The organism is Nocardia sp. NBC_01377 (assembly GCF_045040005.1).
Classification (GTDB): Bacteria; Actinomycetota; Actinomycetes; order Mycobacteriales; family Mycobacteriaceae; genus Nocardia; species Nocardia noduli.
In genome coordinates this window covers 2,197,410-2,213,156 of record NZ_CP109566.1, presented here as the reverse complement: position 1 = coordinate 2,213,156, position 15,747 = coordinate 2,197,410, and the positions used below count along the sequence as shown (strand labels likewise).

The following is a 15,747-nucleotide window of genomic DNA, read 5'->3' as shown; positions in this document are numbered from 1 at the left end:
TGCGTATCGTTGGTGAAGTCCAGCGCGTCCTGCGAAGGGAGCGTCACATTGCGGTCATCCGCGCCCGGGTCGCGCGCCGCCCCGCCCACGACCACGTCCACCGCCACGCGATGGCCGCCCGGGGATGCGCACTCCCCCGGTCTCACCGTGCCGGTCCGAGAGATGTTCCCCGCGTTGGCGGATTCGACCGAGGTCTACCTCGACAGCGCGGCCACCACCCAGAAACCCCTGGCCGTCATCGAATCCGTCCATCGCTATCACTCCTCGCACACCTCCAACGCCGGGCGCGGCACCTATCCGTGGGCGACGGCGCTCGGCACCAGACTGTCCCGGATCCGCACGCGCACCGCGGCATTCGTCGGCGCCGACCATCCCGACGAGATCGTGTTCACCTCCGGCGCGACCGCCGCGCTCAACGCGGTCGCCCTGTCGTGGGGTTTCGCCGAACTCCGCGATGGTGACGAGATCCTCTACAACCCGGGCGATCACGTGTCGAACGTCTATCCCTGGCATCATCTGCGCGAACTGCTGGCGCGCTCGGGGCGGCGGATCACCCTGATTCCGTATCGGATGACCGTGACGGGCGAGGCGGATACCGACGACATCCTCGCGAAGACCACGGCACGCACCCGCCTCGTCACCACGAGTCATCTGCACCACGTCTTCGGCGGCCGGACCACCCTGGAGGAGTTGCGCGGCCGGATCGACCCGTCGGTGCTGCTGTGTTTCGACTGTAGCCAGAGTGGCGGGCATCTGCCGGTCGACGTCTCCGAACTCGGCGCGGATTTCGCGATCTTCTCCGCGCACAAGATGTTCGGCGCGCCGGGCACCGGAGTTCTCTACTGCCACCGCCGGATCCACGATCGCCTGCTGCCGTTCCTGCCCGGCGGCAACAGCGGTGTCCGCTTGACCGAAACCGGTCTCACCACGACCGGGATGCCGGAGCTGATGGAGGGCGGCACCCACAATATTCCCGGGATCCTGGCGCTCGGCGCGGCCCTGGATGTGTTGGAATCCCTCGATCTCGCGGTGATCGCCGCGCACGATCGCGCGCTCACCCTGCGGCTGATCGACGGACTGCGGCAGGTGCCCGGACTGGATTTCCTGCCGGGACCCGCCTATGCGGCCTGCGAGGTCGGGTACGGCATCGTCTCGTTCACGCTCACCGGAATCACTTCCGCCGACGCGGGTTTCGTCCTCAGTGAACTCGGTTTCCTGGTACGCACCGGCCTGCACTGCACCGTGTCCGACGAGGACGGCACGAGGGATGTCGACTCGGTGCGGGTCAGTACCCACATCTACAACACCGCCGAGGAGATCGACCGGTTCATCCGGTGCGTGCGGACCATCGCCCAGGAGGTTTCGTGAGCAGCGACGCCCCGCGCTACGACAGGAGGGCCGCGTCCCGGATCCTGGCCGAACTCGCCCAGCCCGGCCTGTTCGACAGGCCACCGGTCGCCCCGGAGCCCCGGCGCATCCGATTCGGCAGCGCCGAATTGCGCACCGAACCGGCCAGCCATCTCACCTACTCGCAGCGGCTGTACCTCGAACGGTTCATGCGTCCGTGCCGAACCGCGCAGGTCACCACCGCGACCCACCGTATCGCGTGGACCGACAGTGACGGCATTCCCAATACCGGCCACTACCGCGCGGACGGTCTCGGACCGATCGTCCCGATCGCCGTGCGCGAGACGGTGCTCGACCTCTGGCACACGCTTACCGCGAATACCGCTCTGCACCGACGGATGTCCGCGCTCGGCCCGCCCGAACACGAGGTCCTGGAGGCGACGACCACCGATCACGATCCGCTGGAGATCTTCCGGGTCGGGATCGAGGCGGCCGGTCGCGCGCTTGCCCAGCACGCGCTGCTGGCAGGGCAGACCCCCTATCGCGATGCTGTCGAATTCGCCAGGGGGATGCGCGATTCGGGGATCTTCCCCGCGGTCGCGACCCGATGGTATTGGGAGTTACAGGCCTCGACCTACCGTCGCGGGATGATCCCGGTGACGTTCGCGCCCCAACCGGACGGGACCGTGCGCTACACCGCCGAATCCGTGGCGACACTTCGAGCGATGAAGGATGCCACCATCGCCGACGCACACGCGGTCATGCGGCGCGCGACCGGCGTCGAGGGGCTGAGTGTCACCGACGCGATCACGAAGTACCACGACGACCTCGACCTCATCTCCCGCCAGTACGCGCTGTTGCCCGCCGGCACCCGACCGGCCTGTCCGGCGGCCGTACCGCATCGAATCGGCGGTGCGCACTACAGCGTCCTTCCGGTGGTGGTGCGACGCCTGGTTGCCGTTTTCGAGGAGATGGTCGTGCGATGCGATATCGAGGAGATCGCGGGGGATATCGACGAGTCGACCGCCGAGGGCCCCGTCCTCGCCGAGGATCGGATCTTCTACATCCCCGATATGAACTGCAAACACTGCGTCCGAACGATCACCGGCGTCCTCGAGTCCATGGATATCGCGGTCGGTGAGGTCGATCTGATCAGCAAGCGAGTGGTCGCCGAATTCCGTAGCCCGCGCAACCGGGCACGGGCCTTCGAGTCGATCCGCGACGGTGGATACAACCCGGTTTCCGAGCAGCCTTCCGTCACGCGGCCCGTCACCACGCACGTGTCGGAAACCGCGGGATGACCCCATCGGCGCCGACGTTACCGGCGAAACTGCACCCGATGGTGCGCGCGTTCCTCGACAGCCGAGAAACGGTCGAGGCGATCGTATCCACCTTCGGATCACCCGTGCATCTGTTGTTCCCGCAGGTCTACTCCGAGAATCTGGCGCGGCTGCGAGACGTGCTCGATCATCGCGTGCCGGGGCACCGGATCTGCTACGCGCACAAGGTGAACCAGTCGCGCGCGTTCGTCCGGGTCGCCGAGCGCGCGGGGATCTCGATCGACGTCGCTTCGCCGTGGGAGTGGGCCGAGGCGGTCGACGCGGGGTTCGAATCGGCGCGGATCGAAGTGACCGGTCCGAAGGGCGAGACATTCCTGCGGCATCTGGTCGGCACCGGGTCGACGATCAATGTCGACAATCTGTGGGAGTTGGGCCGGATCGCCGAACTCGCCGACGCGGCGGTGCCGGTCCTGCTCCGGATCTCGGGCTTCGACGGCACGCCGATCAGCCGATTCGGGGTGCCGCTGCCCCGGATGGACGAGGCGTTCGATCTGCTGCGCGCCCATCGTGACCGACTCGCTTTCCTCGGTTTCGCCTTCCATCTCGACTCCGGCGAACAGGCCGAACGGGTGCGCGCCTTCGACGTCTGTCTCGGTCTGGTCGAACAGGCGTACGGCCACGGGCTCAGCCCCTCGGTCGTGAATATCGGCGGCGGACTCCGGCAGGTCTTCACCGCCGACGCGGATCGATTCGACGCCTATGTCGGACTTCTGCGCGAATCCCTGCTCGGCCGGGGCGCGCCGATGAGCTGGGCGGGCAACATGTTCGGCTATCACGTCGACGGCGCCGCCGTGCACGGCGTACCCGTATTCCACAAGTACGCCAACACCGTCGCTGCCGATCGTCTGCTCGACGATCTGCTCACCGCGCCGTTGGACAACCACGGCGGGCGCAGCGTCGCGCAGGTCGCGACCGACAATCTGCTCACCCTGTGGACCGAGCCGGGTAAGGCGCTGGTCGACCACGCCGGAATCACCGTGGCCCGCGTGGAATTCACGAAGGAGACCGCCGACGGTACCGAATTGGCGCATGTCGACATCAGCCGCGACGCGGTGACGCCCGCCGACCAGGAGGTCATGGTGGATCCGATCCTGCTGCCACGTGCCGGTGACGAATTCGGTTCGACGCCCGCCGAATTCGACGGCACATCGTCCTGGCGGTTGCGCGCCACCGCCGACACCGGTCCGGTCGGTGTCTACATCGCGGGACGCCTGTGTCTGGAGCGGGATCTGATCACCAATCACATGGTCTGGTTGCCGCGGCGTCCCCGGCCGGGTGATCTGCTGGCCTTCCCGAATACCGCCGCTTACCACATGGATCTGTCCGCGGCCGCCGCCTCCCGGCATCATCCGCCCGCGAAAGTGGCGGTGACGCGACGGGACGGCGTCTTCCACGCCTGCCTGGACACCGACTACGAACCCGACGTGACGGTCGCGGCCGAACGCCTCGGTGTTCCCCGGGTGAACGGGGCGATCTGATGCGCTACGACCACATCACCGAATTGATCGGCGACACCCCGCTGCTGCGCCTCGATCCCGGGGTGCACGGTCTGGAGAATGTCGAACTGTACGCGAAACTGGAGTCCTGCAACCCGTTCGGCTCGGTCAAGGACCGGGTCGCCTGGGCCATGATCCGCGACGAACTCGACGATATCGCCGCGAGCGGCCGCGGCTTCATCGAGGCGTCGAGCGGAAATACCGCCAAGGCGCTGCGCGTCCTCGGGGCGATGCACGGTATCGGGCTGCGAGCGGTGACCAATCGGATCAAGGTCGGCGAGGTCCGTGATCTGCTGCGGATCCTCGGCACCGATATCGTCGAACTTCCCGGACTGTCCGAATGCCCGGATCCGACGACCCCGAACGACGTGTATTCGGTGATCGAGGCGACCATGGCCAAAGAGCCCGGCGCGTACCATCATCCGTCGCAGTACACCAACGAGAAGAACGTCGAGGCGCACAGTGTCGGCACCGGCCGGGAGATCCACGACGATCTGTCCGACGACGGCAGCGTGCGCGTCGACTATCTGATCGGCGGGCTCGGCACCACCGGGTCCACCCGGGGCGCGGCGACCTACCTGCGCAAACACAATCCCGAATTGCGCACCGTCGCCGTGGTCTCCGAACGGTCCGATTTCATCCCCGGCATCCGCTCCGAAACCGAGATGTGGGATGTCGGACTCTTCCGACCCGACTTCTACGATCACATCGTGACGGTGGAATCCGGCGCCGCGATCGACGCGACTCTGGAACTGGCCACCCGCTACGGCGTCCTGGCCGGTCCGACCAGCGGCGCGGCCTACGCGGCGGCGCTGGAAACCCTCGGCGGACTGGATCTCTCGGACCGCGCGGACGATCCGATCGTCGCCGTCGTCCTCGTCTGCGACCGCATCGAACCGTATCTGTCCTACATCAAGCGGCGCAGACCCGAACTCTTCGGCAAGCCCGAGCGGCGGACCCCGCCGAGCGCCGGGGAAATCGCCGTGACACCGGTGCTGACACCCGCCGAACTGGTCCGGCTCGACGCAGGGGAACACCCCCTCGTCATCGATACCAGGGGGGCGATGGCCTACCGGATCGGCCACGTCCCCGGCGCGCTGAATATTCGCGACGATCAACTCGAGGACATGTTCGCCCAGGGTATGCCGTTCGCCCGGTCACGACCGGTGGTGTTCGTCTGTCCGGTCGGCGAGGTGTCGTTGCGGTTCGCCGCGCTCGCGCGCCGGGCAGGCATCGACGCGGCCGGTCTCGACGGCGGTATCACCGCGTGGCGCGACGCCGGACTTCCGATGGAAAGCGGTGCGTGAGCCGGGACTGCCGGGCCCGCGAGGCCAGGATTCGAGCGCACCCACCACGGCGCATTACTGTGAAACCGTGCAGACAGGTCAGGAATCAGAGGACGCCGGTCCCCGCATCTGGGGCGGGACGACGCTCACCGAGCGACGTGAGGCGCGCCGTATCGCACTGTTGGAGGCGGCGCTCGACCTGATCGGTGAGGCCGGCGCCGCCGGGGTCACGATGCGCGCGGTCTGTCGGCGGGCCAATCTCACCGACCGCTACTTCTACGAGAGTTTCACCAGCCGTGACGAACTGCTCGACGTGCTGTACCGGCAGGTTGCCGAGGAATTCCTCGAACCGATGACGGCGTTCGCGGTCGCCGACGATCCGACGAGGGATCGCGCCCTGTCGGAACTGCTGGTGGACAAGGTGCTGGAGGATCCGCGCAAATCCCGGCTGTTCCTGGTCGAGCCCTATTCCAGCACCGGCCTCGGCCAGACCACGATCGCGGTGATGCCCGCCTTCACCCGGCTCATCCAGGACCACCTGTTCACCGGTATCGAGGATCCGGTACGACGCAGGCTCGCCGCGGTGACGATGGCCAGCGGTAACGCGGGCATGTTCTCCGCCTGGCTGAACGGATCGTTGCGGGCGGGCCGCGACCAGATCATCGACCACTGCGTCGCCACCATCACCGCCTACCGCGGCATCTACGGCTAGATCCGGCTACGGCTCGAGTACCCGGACGAACGTCACCCGTGTCGTGCCGGGGCCGTCGTAGCCGGGAAAGCTCTGTTCGGCCTCGGTGAAGTGCTGGAAGAACAGTCGCGGCAGCAGGCCCGCGCGCTGTCGGGCGCCGTCGTCGCCTCCCAGTCCACCCCACCACCGGTCGAGGACGGCGGGCACGCGGGCGTGGTCGTCCTCGGTGGGGGCGCGATAGGTCAGCGCCGGTGTCTGCGGCGCGGTGTCGGCGGGCGGCGACTCCATCACTTCTCCTCTTCTCTCCGTGTGCAGCCTTCCACAGTTCCTCGTGACGTCGGAAAGAGACCGGGTGGCATTTGACCACGACTGCCATCACTTCTAGTGTGAGGGCAGCCGCCATCACATGTGGACAAGCCAGAGGAAAGGCAGTGCCGCCATGCCGTTGTTCAATCCGAGAACCGAGACCTTCGCGGAATTCCACCCGAAGACACGCGAACTGCTGACCGCCGTCGTCGGATTCTTCGAAGACAAGGGCAAAGTCGCGCTCACCGAGGACGCCCACCGCGCGGAGTGGTACGACGACTGGATGGCCTTCCTGGCCGAATCCCGAGTCCTGGCCTATATGGCGACACCGAAAGCGCACGCGGGCGCCGATCCGGACAAACGTTGGGATACCGCGTTCATCTCCCGGTTCAACGAGATCACCGGCTTCTACGGCTCCCAGTACTGGTACGCGTGGGGCGTGTCGACCCTCGGGCTCGCCACCATCTGGCAGAGCCGCAACGGCAAGGCGCACGCCCGCGCCGCGGAGGAACTCGACCGCGGCGGCATCATCGGGTTCGGTCTCTCCGAGAAGGACCACGGCGCCGATATCTACGCCACCGACATGCTGCTGACCCCCGACGGCGTCGGCGGATTCACCGCCACCGGCGGCAAGTACTACATCGGCAACGGCAATGTCGCGCGACTCGTGCCGACCATCGGGCGACGGACCGACCTGGAGGGGCCCGACGCCTACGTGTGGTTCCTGGCCGACAGCGCGCACCCGGACTACGTCCTGGTCAAGAACGTGGTGCACGGCCAGAACTACGTCAGCGCCTACGATCTGGTGAACTATCCGGTCTCCGCCGAGGACGTCCTGCACACGGGACGGCGCGCGTTCGATGTCGCCCTCGCCGCCGTCAACTGCGGCAAATTCAATATCGGCATGGTGACGCTCGGCATCGTGCAGCACTGTTTCCACGAGACGATCAATCAGGCGTCGACGAAGATCCTCTTCGGTCATCCGGTCACCGAATTCGGGCAGGTGCGCCGGATCCTTTCCGAGTCCTATATCCGCGTCAACGCGATGAAGCTCTACCACGAGCGCGCGATCGACTACATGCGCAGTTCCACGCCGGAGGATCGGCGCTTCGTGATGTTCAACTCCATCGGCAAGATGAAGGTCACCAGGGAGGGTGAACGGGTTTTCCGTGAACTCTCCGATGTCATCTCCGCCAGGGGTTTCGAGAAGGACAGCTACTTCGCCGTCGCACGCGCGACCATCGATTCCATGGCGCGCCTGGAGGGTACGGCGCACGTGAACATGGCGCTCACGCTCAAGTTCATGCCGGGATTCCTCTACAACGCGGCCGAATTGCCCCCGGTCCCGGTGCGTCGTGACCCGGGTGACGACGAGGCGTTGTTCCGCCAGCCGGGAGCCGCCGGGCTCGGCAAGGTCCGATTCGCCGACTGGCGCACCGCGTTCGCCGGATTCCGGCACCTGCCGAATGTGGCGCTGTTCCTGGAACTGGCCGAGAGTTTCACGCAATTCCCGGTCCAGGCGCCGCCGACCGACGAACAGATCGGCGACCTGGATTACCAACTGGCGGTGGGCGAATTATTCACCCTGCTCCCCTACGGTCAGCTCATCCTGGAGCAGGCCGCGATCGTCGGCACCTCCGACGATATCGTCGACTCGATCTTCGAGATCTTCGTGCGCGATTTCTCCCAGTACGCGATCGGCGTGTTCGGCAAGTCGTCATCGACTGTGGCGCAACAGGATTGGGCGACGAGCGTGTTGCGCAAGCCGATCATCGACGCCGATCGGTCCCGCCGCGTCGACGAGGAAGTGGCCGCTTACGCGGGCACGTACGAAATGAACCCGTGAGGCTCGACCCCGTTCCGCACGGTGTTCACCGCATCGCCCTGCGGTAGGCGAGATTCTCGCGGGTGAACACGGTGTCGGGGTCGTTCGGTCCCAGCGCGCTGATCTGATCGGCGAGCAGCGTTTCGTATTCGGCGAGGGCGGTGCCGACATCACCGCCCTCGGCCCGATGGTGGGCCAGATTGCCGCGCGCCTGCAGGGTGGTGCGGTGTTCGGGTCCCAGAATCGCGAGCAGACCGTCGCACAGTTCTTCGAAATCGGCGATGGCGCCCGCGCGGTCGCCGCTTTCGGCCCGCCACCGCGCCAGATCGTTGCGGGTGGCCAGGGTCGCCGGATGATCGGCGCCCACCAGTCGGAGCCGAGCGTCGAGCAATTCCCCCAGTTCGGCGACAGCGCCCGCCGCGTCGCCGAGACGACCGCGCAGGAGGGCGAGTTGCTGCCTGGTGTCCAGGGTCGCGGGATGATCGGCCCCGAGGACGCGCAGGCGGTCGGTCAGCAGCCGCTCGAAATCGGCGAGCGCGATTTCCGCGTCGCCCTTGTCGGCCCGGTGACTCGCCAGCACGGTCCGGGTGACGAGCAGGCCGGGATTGTCGGCGCCGAGCGCCACGAGTTTGTCCGCGACGAGATCCTCCAGCCGATCGGTGACATCGTGGGCGTCGCGGACGAGCAGGCTGAAGGTCAGCAGATTGTGCCTGGTGTCGAGCACATTCGGATGATCGGGACCGAGGACGCGTAACTGATCGATGATCAGCACTTCCAATTCCGCGATGGCGGTGGCGAGATCGCCGCCCTCACCCCGGTTGAGCGCGATATTGTTGCGCGTGATCAGCGTATTGGGATGATCGGGACCGAGCACCCGCAGCTGATCGCGGAGCAGATTCTCGAATTCGGCGACGGCTCCGCGCGGATCGCCGCCGCGCGCTCGGCAGTAGGCGATATTGCTGCGCGTGGCCAGGGTGTCGGGGTGGTCGGGACCGAACACCCGGAGCCGATCGCTCAGTAGCCGCTCGAATTCCCTTCCGGCACCGGCGAAATCGCCGACACCGCTGTGCACGCCCGCGAGGTTGCTCCGGATGACCAGGATCGCGGGATGATCGGGACCGAGCACCCGCAGCTGATCCGGGATCAGGCGTTCGAATTCCGCGATCGCCGTCGCGTGATCACCGCTGTCGGCGCGGTAGGAGGCCAGACTGCCCCTGGTGCCGAGGGTTTCGGGGTGATCGGCGCCGAGCACTCGCAGCCGATCGGTGAGCAACGCCTCGTACTCGTGCACCGCGCCTGCCAGATCACCGGCTTTCCCGCGCGAGTAGGCGCGATGGTCCCTTGTCATCAGGGTGTCGGGGTGGTCGGGGCCGAGCACCCGGAGCTGATCGGTGAGCAGCCGCTGGAATTCGGCGACCGCGCCGCGCAGGTCACCGCTGCGGGCACGGCACCAGGCCAGGCTGTCCCTGGTGTCGAGGCTGACCGGATGTTCGGTGCCGAGCACCCGGATCCGGTCGGCGAGCAGCCGCTCGTAATCGGCGATGGCCCCCGCCAGATCGCCGCTCTCGGCGCGGAAGGTCGCCAGATTGTCACGAATGCCCAGCGTCTCGGGATGGTCGGCCCCGAATTGGACCAGGTGATCGTCATAGAGACGTTCGAACTCGTCGATCGCGCCCGCCAGATCGCCGCGGTGCGCGCGGTAGTAGGCCAGATTGTTGCGGGTGCGGAAGAGATCGGGATGCCCCGGAGCCAGCGTGCGCCGCTGATCGGCGAGCAATCGCTCGAATTCCGCGACCGCGCCGTTGAGGTCGCCGCTCTCACCGCGCAACCACGCGAGATTGTTCCTGGTGGTCAGCGTGGTCGGATGGGTCGGACCGAGTAGGCGCTGTTCGTCGATGAGCAGGGCCTCGGTTTCCGCGATCGCGCCCGCGATATCCCCGCTGACCCCGCGCCAGCGCGCGAGACTGCCCCGCGCGTGCAGGCTGTCCGGATCGTCCGGGCCGACCGCCGCCAGGAACGACGGCAGCCACGCCGCCCACAGATCCCGATTGTCCGCCGCGCGCGGGGTCTCCAACCGGATGAGGAACGCGACGGCGGCGGCGGAATCACCGTGCGCCAGGCTGTGGCGCGGACCGGAACTGCGGGCGTAGGCGACGGCGGACGGGTGCAGGCTCGACGCGATCGCACGGCCGATTGCCCAGTGCCCGTCGGCGAGATCCACACCGAGACGGTTGGTTTCGGCACGCAGGGCCGGGAGCAGCACGCCGTGGGTGACGCCGAGAGTCTCGTATTCGGTACCGGGTCTGCTGCGTGTCACCAGCACACCGAGTCCCACCGCCAGGTCGCGGATACGCGAGGCGCCCAGGTCGGCGCCGAGCGAGGCCATGGCGCCGTCGAGCAATTCGATCGGCAGCACCGGGCCGACACCGGCAGCGACCAGGACGGCCAGTAGAGGTCCGAGCGCGCCGACCCCCTCGGGACCCGCCGCCCGCACCGCCTCCTCGACGCGCAGCGCGACGATGCCGTCCAACCCGACACCACCCGACACCTGGCCGCTGATATCGGAGGCGGTCTCCATGAGCAGTCGCGCCAGCAGCCAACCGCCCGCCGCCACGCCCGCGTCACCTGATCCGCCGGGGGCGTCGACCAGCAGTCCGCCGATCCAGCGCACCCAGTCGGCCCGGTCGACATCGGCCGGGTCGGCACGTACCGTGCCGACGATCGAGGCGATATCGTCGGCGGCGGGTTCGACCACCGCGATACGGTGCATATGGGTCAGGGCCGGATCGTCCTCGACTCCCGCACCCTCCCGGAAACCGATGATCACCCGCACGTGACGCAGCGCCGGACGCGTCGTCAACTGGGCGACGGCGCGGATCAGCAACCGCCTGACCCCTTCTTCCGCCTGATTGAGCCCGTCGAGCACGATGGTGGTCCGCCTGCCGTCGCCCGCCAGTCGCGACAGCGGCCTGCACACCTCGATGTCGAAGGCGTCCAGTTCGGTGACGCCGGCCTCGGCCGCCCGCTTGATCGTCTCGACCGCGGCCGCGAAACCGGGCAGTCGCGCCGACAACTGCGCGGCCAGTTCGGCCGACACCGCGGCGAACGAACTGTTCACCGTGAGGAAGACGGCCGCGGTGATGTATTCCGGGGCGACCGGAAGGGTGTCGACCAGGCTGGGCCGGATCAGCATGGCCAGCAGCGTCGACTTGCCGACGCCGGGCGGACCGACCACCGCGCGCAGCCGATGCGCCCCGGATTCCACTATCTCGGTGAGTGTTTCGCGGACGGTGACCGTCAACAGCAGTCTTCTGGTCAGATGATCGACGAAACCCGCTGCGGCCCGGCCAGTTACGGCATCACCGCGCCGAGCCACGTTGGGCACCAGCCACAATCCAGGATCGCCGCCGTGCCCGGAGACGGCTCCGGAGGTGAACGACAGGTGCTGGGGCTGCTGCCTGGTGCACGCCGTCGCGACCGGCCCGACGAGATCGGACGGCAGCAGGTTCTCGCCCCGCGCGGGCAGGCCCGCGTCGAAGGTCTTCAGCAGGGTTCTGGTGAAACATCCCGCGAAAGCCGGTCCGTCACCCGCCGCGACCAGCAGTTCCATCCGTCCGGCCGATCTGGCCAGCAGATCCGTCCAGCGCCCCGCCGCGCCGAGCACGCCCTGTTCGGTCTCGCAGGCGTCGACCAGGACGACGAGACCGTCCAGCGTCGAGCGGTTCAACCGCTCCCTGATCTCCTGGGTCAGATGGAAGGCGGTGCGCGAGGTCGGCACCGGCGGCGAATCACGGCTCAGCAGATAGAAATCCGCGTCCCCGGTCGCCACACCGTGGCCGATGAAACCGATCAGCAGTGTCGCCTGTTGCGCGTCGGCCGCCGCGAACGCCTCGTCGACGGCGGAAATCAATTCCGCCGCGGTCGGATCGAGCAGCGGTCCGGAAACCGACCTCGCCGGAAGCCAGCCCCCGGATTCGGACAGATTCGCCTCGAGTCCGATCGCCAGTTCGGCGACGAAACCCAGCTCCCCCAACGCCGCGCACTCCGATCCCACGATCAGTGCCAGCCGTCCACCCATGCAAGGACGATACGTGAGACCACGTGTATCCACTTGCCACGGAGTCGATCATGCTCGGGCGCTGCGCGGCACGCCCCGAATGCCCGGAGTACACGTAGGCTGAGCGGGTTCCGGTGCCCATTGGAGGAGTTCCACGCGATGACCGATCCCGTGACGGGATTGACGGGTACGATGACGTCGCCGATTCGCAGTGCCGGGGGTTTGGGAGAAGTCCTGGTCGCGATTCGCGGGGGAACGGAATCGTATATCGCGCGAGCTGACGAGCCGGTCGCGGCGGGGAGCACCGTGCTGATCATCGAGGCACATCCCGGACGCATCGTCGATGTCGTGCCGTGGATTCCGCTCGCGCCGGATCGGCAGCGGGATATCTGAGAGAAGGAGTTCGACGTGCTGGGCTACCACGTACCTGACCCCGACGAGGCGATGCTGGTCAGCGGCGCCAAGGTCAAGGACAACGCGCCGTTTCGGGTGATCATCGGGCGGGGCACATGGGTGGTGCCGCTGTTCCGCAAGGTCAGCTATCTGTCGCTGGCGATGTTCGAGGCCGAGATCAAGGAACGCTGCGTCACCAAACAGGCGATCCAGCTCGACGTACGCGCCGTCATCGCGTTCAAGGTCGCCAACGACACCGTTTCCATCGTCAATGCCGCGCAACGATTCCTTTCCGAACAGGAAAAGGAGATGTCGGTGCTGACCGGGCGTATCTTCTCCGGTCATCTGCGCTCCATCGTCGGCTCGATGACGGTCGAGGAGATCATCCGGGAACGCCAGAAACTGGCCGACGAAGTACTCATCGCGTCCAAGGTCGAGATGGGCAATATCGGGCTGTGGGTGGATTCGTTCCAGATCCAGTCCATCGACGACGGTAATCTCGGCTACATCAATGCCCTCGCCGCGCCGCACAACGCCGCGGTGCAGCGGGACGCGCAGATCGCGCAGGCCCAGGCCGCGCAGCGGGCGGCCGAGGCCGAACAGGAATCGCTGCGCAGGCAAGCCGAGTACCAGCGCGAAACCCTGATTCTCAAAGCCCAATATCAGCGCGATATCGACAAGGCGAACTCGGAGGCGGCGCAGTCCGGTCCGCTGGCCCAGGCGATCGCCATGCAGGAAGTGCTGACCGCGCAGGCCGAGCAGGCCCGCAAGGAGGCCGAACTGCGCGAACAACAGTTGCAGTACGAGGTCGTCAAACCCGCCCTCGCCGAGGCGGAACGGGTGCGCATCCTGGCCGAGGCGGAAGCCGACCGGACCAGGATCCAGGCCGAGGCCGCCGCGTCCAACAATCGAATCGCGCTGGACCAGTTGCTGATCGAGCAGTTGCCCGAAATCGTCAAGCAGGCGGCGGCGGGTCTGTCCAATGCGAACCTGACGGTCCTCAACGGCCCCGACGGTGTGAGTGAATTGGTGAACGGAATGGTCGGCCAGGGATTGACGGTGTTCAACTCGCTTCAAAAGGCGCTTTCGAACAACGTCGAGGATAATGCGGGCTAAAGTGGCCCGGAAGTGACGGCGGCGAGGAGCGGGTGTTGGTGTCCATCGGTAAGTTGGTGTCTTTCGACAGTTCGCGGGGTTTCGGGTTCATCAGGCCCGAAGACGGTGGGCCCGACGTGTTCGTCCATGTGAACGACATCGGGTTGGACGAGGACGAGTTACGTCAGGGCCGGGTTTTCGAATTCGACGTCACCGAGGGCGACCGTGGCCCGAAAGCGATCAACCTCACCGCCGTCGGCGGTGCGCCTTCCGGGCCGCCGCCCCGGCACAAGAAGGAAAAGTCGCACACCGGTCAGCTCACCGCCGTCGAACACCAGCGTCTCATCACCGAGTTGTTGCTCGATGCCAGTCCCGCCCTCACCGCGGGTGAGATTCTCACCATTCGTGAGCGCCTGACGACATTCGCCGAAGAACACGGCTGGCTCGACACCTGAGCCGCGTCACCCTCTCCTGACGACGTCCTCCAATTTCCAGCTGCGGTCGAGATAGGACTCGAGCGGACCGTAGCAGCGGAAATAGGTGAACCAGTGTCGGCCCGGCACCGTCTGCACCCAGTTGGTCGTTCCCGTCGCGGGCGGTGAGGGCCCGAAGAACAGGTCGACCGAGCCGTCGGCGTTGACGACCATATCGGTGTCGAGCGAGCCCCGGTCACCGCGTTGCTGCTGGTTGTTGATCAGGCATCGGGTCGCGACGTCGTAGACGGTGACCGACCAGAACAATGCCGCGGGCGGGTCGGCGGGCACCCGCAGCGTGTAGAAGCCGCCGCCGTCGAGCCAGTCACCCGTGGCATCGCTGTACGACGCCAGGTAGGCCTGTCCCTTGCCCGGTGTCTGACTCTTCATCGCCTCGGAGAATCCGACCGCCTGGTAGAACCACGCGCTGCGCTCGAGCAACTGGTCGTAGTAGGGACCGCGTTGATCGGAGTGGTCCAGACGCAGCAGCAGTTCCCACCGCCGATCGTGCCAATACCGCGCCTCGGGTGAGCGTGTGGCGAAGGAATTCGCCTGGGCCATCAACTCCCCCGCCATCGCGGCCTCGGTCAGCAGCCTGCGCAGCGATTCGTCCGGCTCGAACGGTGCATCGCGCTCGATGCCGAATCGGCGCAGCATGGCCAGGTAGAAGCGGTCGCGCTCGTCGACGATCTCGCGCTGGTAGATATCGTGCAGCCGCGCCCAGTATTCGACTCCGCGTGGCTGCGCCCCACTCCATCGCCGGTCTTCGGGCGAGATGACCTGGGTCTGCGGCGCGTCGCCGGTCAGCGGCCGGATCCGGATACCGTGCACGAGTTCGGCGGCTTCGGCGGGGTCGGGATCCAGGGTCCGCAATCCGACCATCACGTGTGTGCCGGTGGCGCGGTGCACGAAATAGTCCTCGTCGGTCTCGGGCACCTCCTCGCCCACCGGGACGATCAGGTGCTGCCCGCCCTTGCATTCGTCGGGGCCCATCTCGCCGATGACGCCGAATTCACGCTGCCAGAAATCCGAGATACCGCCCGCGACGGGGCCCGGCGGGATCTCGACCACGACCGGGCCGGTCACCGACAGATCGAGGAAACCGACGACGTAGGGCGTCGTCGCGTTCGCGGTGATCAACCCGAGGCGGTCGGTGTAGGTCACGTAGTGGACGACGTCGTAGTCACCCGCGCCGAAGACCTCGCGGTGCTGCTGTTGCCACTGCGCGTAGGAGACCAGGGGCAGCGCCCACAGGTAGGTCTGGCACGCCATCTGGTAGTCGAGTTCGTCGAACACCAAAGGCAGATCCACTCGGATCGGCAGTTCGCGGTACATCCGCACCGCCCCGAGTCGACCGGGAAGCCTGCGAACGCGCATGTCCTATCTCCTCTCCGACAGCGGGTGATCCGACCGCGCGGGACCTGAATTCACCTCGGTG

General features: G+C 66.9%; 12 protein-coding genes. 9 read left to right on the top strand and 3 right to left on the bottom strand.

Annotated elements, in window-relative coordinates; translation table 11 throughout:
• The first annotated feature begins 174 nt into the window (after positions 1-174).
• The 5 genes from OG225_RS10015 to OG225_RS09995 all read left to right on the top strand — a co-directional run bounded on the left by OG225_RS10015 (position 175) and on the right by OG225_RS09995 (position 6,181).
• Positions 175-1,368: an aminotransferase class V-fold PLP-dependent enzyme gene (locus OG225_RS10015; RefSeq protein ID WP_405181404.1), complete on the top strand. Its 1,194-nt coding sequence runs from the start codon at positions 175-177 to the stop codon at positions 1,366-1,368.
• Positions 1,365-2,648, top strand: coding sequence for a heavy-metal-associated domain-containing protein (locus OG225_RS10010; protein ID WP_405181403.1), 1,284 nt, complete (start codon positions 1,365-1,367; stop codon positions 2,646-2,648). The genes OG225_RS10015 and OG225_RS10010 overlap by 4 nt, the downstream gene beginning before the upstream one ends.
• Complete coding sequence (locus OG225_RS10005; RefSeq protein WP_405181402.1) at positions 2,645-4,165, top strand: decarboxylase; 1,521 nt, start codon at positions 2,645-2,647, stop codon at positions 4,163-4,165. The genes OG225_RS10010 and OG225_RS10005 overlap by 4 nt, the downstream gene beginning before the upstream one ends.
• Positions 4,165-5,490 carry a pyridoxal-phosphate dependent enzyme gene (locus OG225_RS10000; RefSeq protein ID WP_405181401.1) on the top strand — a complete coding sequence of 442 codons (1,326 nt, stop codon included), beginning with the start codon at positions 4,165-4,167 and terminating at the stop codon, positions 5,488-5,490. Before OG225_RS10005 ends, OG225_RS10000 begins: the two co-directional genes overlap by 1 nt.
• A 67-nt stretch (positions 5,491-5,557) precedes the next feature.
• The gene (locus OG225_RS09995; RefSeq protein ID WP_405181400.1) at positions 5,558-6,181 is read left to right on the top strand and encodes a TetR/AcrR family transcriptional regulator; all 624 of its coding nucleotides are present in this window, start codon (positions 5,558-5,560) and stop codon (positions 6,179-6,181) included.
• Positions 6,182-6,187: 6 nt separating this feature from the next.
• Here the strand turns inward: OG225_RS09995 and OG225_RS09990 are convergent, their stop codons facing one another.
• A complete protein-coding gene (locus OG225_RS09990; RefSeq protein WP_405181399.1) occupies positions 6,188-6,448 on the bottom strand; it encodes a hypothetical protein in 261 nt (86 codons plus the stop codon).
• Positions 6,449-6,599: 151 nt separating this feature from the next.
• Here OG225_RS09990 and OG225_RS09985 point away from each other — a divergent pair, with 151 nt between their 5' ends.
• The gene (locus OG225_RS09985) at positions 6,600-8,312 is read left to right on the top strand and encodes an acyl-CoA dehydrogenase family protein (protein WP_405181398.1); all 1,713 of its coding nucleotides are present in this window, start codon (positions 6,600-6,602) and stop codon (positions 8,310-8,312) included.
• A gap of 25 nt (positions 8,313-8,337) precedes the next feature.
• On the opposite strand, the gene OG225_RS09980 is transcribed toward OG225_RS09985, so the two are convergent.
• Complete coding sequence (locus OG225_RS09980; RefSeq protein WP_405181397.1) at positions 8,338-12,369, bottom strand: tetratricopeptide repeat protein; 4,032 nt, start codon at positions 12,367-12,369, stop codon at positions 8,338-8,340.
• 138 nt (positions 12,370-12,507) lie between these two features.
• Here OG225_RS09980 and OG225_RS09975 point away from each other — a divergent pair, with 138 nt between their 5' ends.
• The 3 genes from OG225_RS09975 to OG225_RS09965 are packed head-to-tail and all read left to right on the top strand — an operon-like array spanning position 12,508 to position 14,291.
• Positions 12,508-12,741 (top strand): hypothetical protein, encoded by a 234-nt coding sequence (locus OG225_RS09975; protein WP_405181396.1) that lies wholly within the window; start codon positions 12,508-12,510, stop codon positions 12,739-12,741.
• Positions 12,742-12,756: 15 nt separating this feature from the next.
• Complete coding sequence (locus OG225_RS09970) at positions 12,757-13,857, top strand: SPFH domain-containing protein (protein ID WP_355084148.1); 1,101 nt, start codon at positions 12,757-12,759, stop codon at positions 13,855-13,857.
• A gap of 32 nt (positions 13,858-13,889) precedes the next feature.
• On the top strand, positions 13,890-14,291 hold the full coding sequence (locus OG225_RS09965; protein ID WP_216906803.1) for a cold-shock protein: 402 nt from the start codon (positions 13,890-13,892) through the stop codon (positions 14,289-14,291).
• 6 nt (positions 14,292-14,297) lie between these two features.
• On the opposite strand, the gene OG225_RS09960 is transcribed toward OG225_RS09965, so the two are convergent.
• Entirely contained in the window at positions 14,298-15,686 is a 1,389-nt protein-coding gene (locus OG225_RS09960) for a DUF1254 domain-containing protein (protein ID WP_405181395.1), read from the bottom strand.
• Positions 15,687-15,747: the final 61 nt, after the last annotated feature.

What these genes read in the sequence shown, in the direction of transcription:
- OG225_RS09985 (WP_405181398.1), top strand. Translation starts at nt 6,600, where the DNA reads ATGCCGTTGTTCAATCCGAGAACCGAGACCTTCGCGGAATTCCACCCG.
- OG225_RS10005 (WP_405181402.1), top strand. Translation starts at nt 2,645, where the DNA reads ATGACCCCATCGGCGCCGACGTTACCGGCGAAACTGCACCCGATGGTG.
- OG225_RS09980 (WP_405181397.1), bottom strand. Translation starts at nt 12,369, where the DNA reads ATGGGTGGACGGCTGGCACTGATCGTGGGATCGGAGTGCGCGGCGTTG.
- OG225_RS10000 (WP_405181401.1), top strand. Translation starts at nt 4,165, where the DNA reads ATGCGCTACGACCACATCACCGAATTGATCGGCGACACCCCGCTGCTG.
- OG225_RS09975 (WP_405181396.1), top strand. Translation starts at nt 12,508, where the DNA reads ATGACCGATCCCGTGACGGGATTGACGGGTACGATGACGTCGCCGATT.
- OG225_RS09990 (WP_405181399.1), bottom strand. Translation starts at nt 6,448, where the DNA reads ATGGAGTCGCCGCCCGCCGACACCGCGCCGCAGACACCGGCGCTGACC.
- OG225_RS09960 (WP_405181395.1), bottom strand. Translation starts at nt 15,686, where the DNA reads ATGCGCGTTCGCAGGCTTCCCGGTCGACTCGGGGCGGTGCGGATGTAC.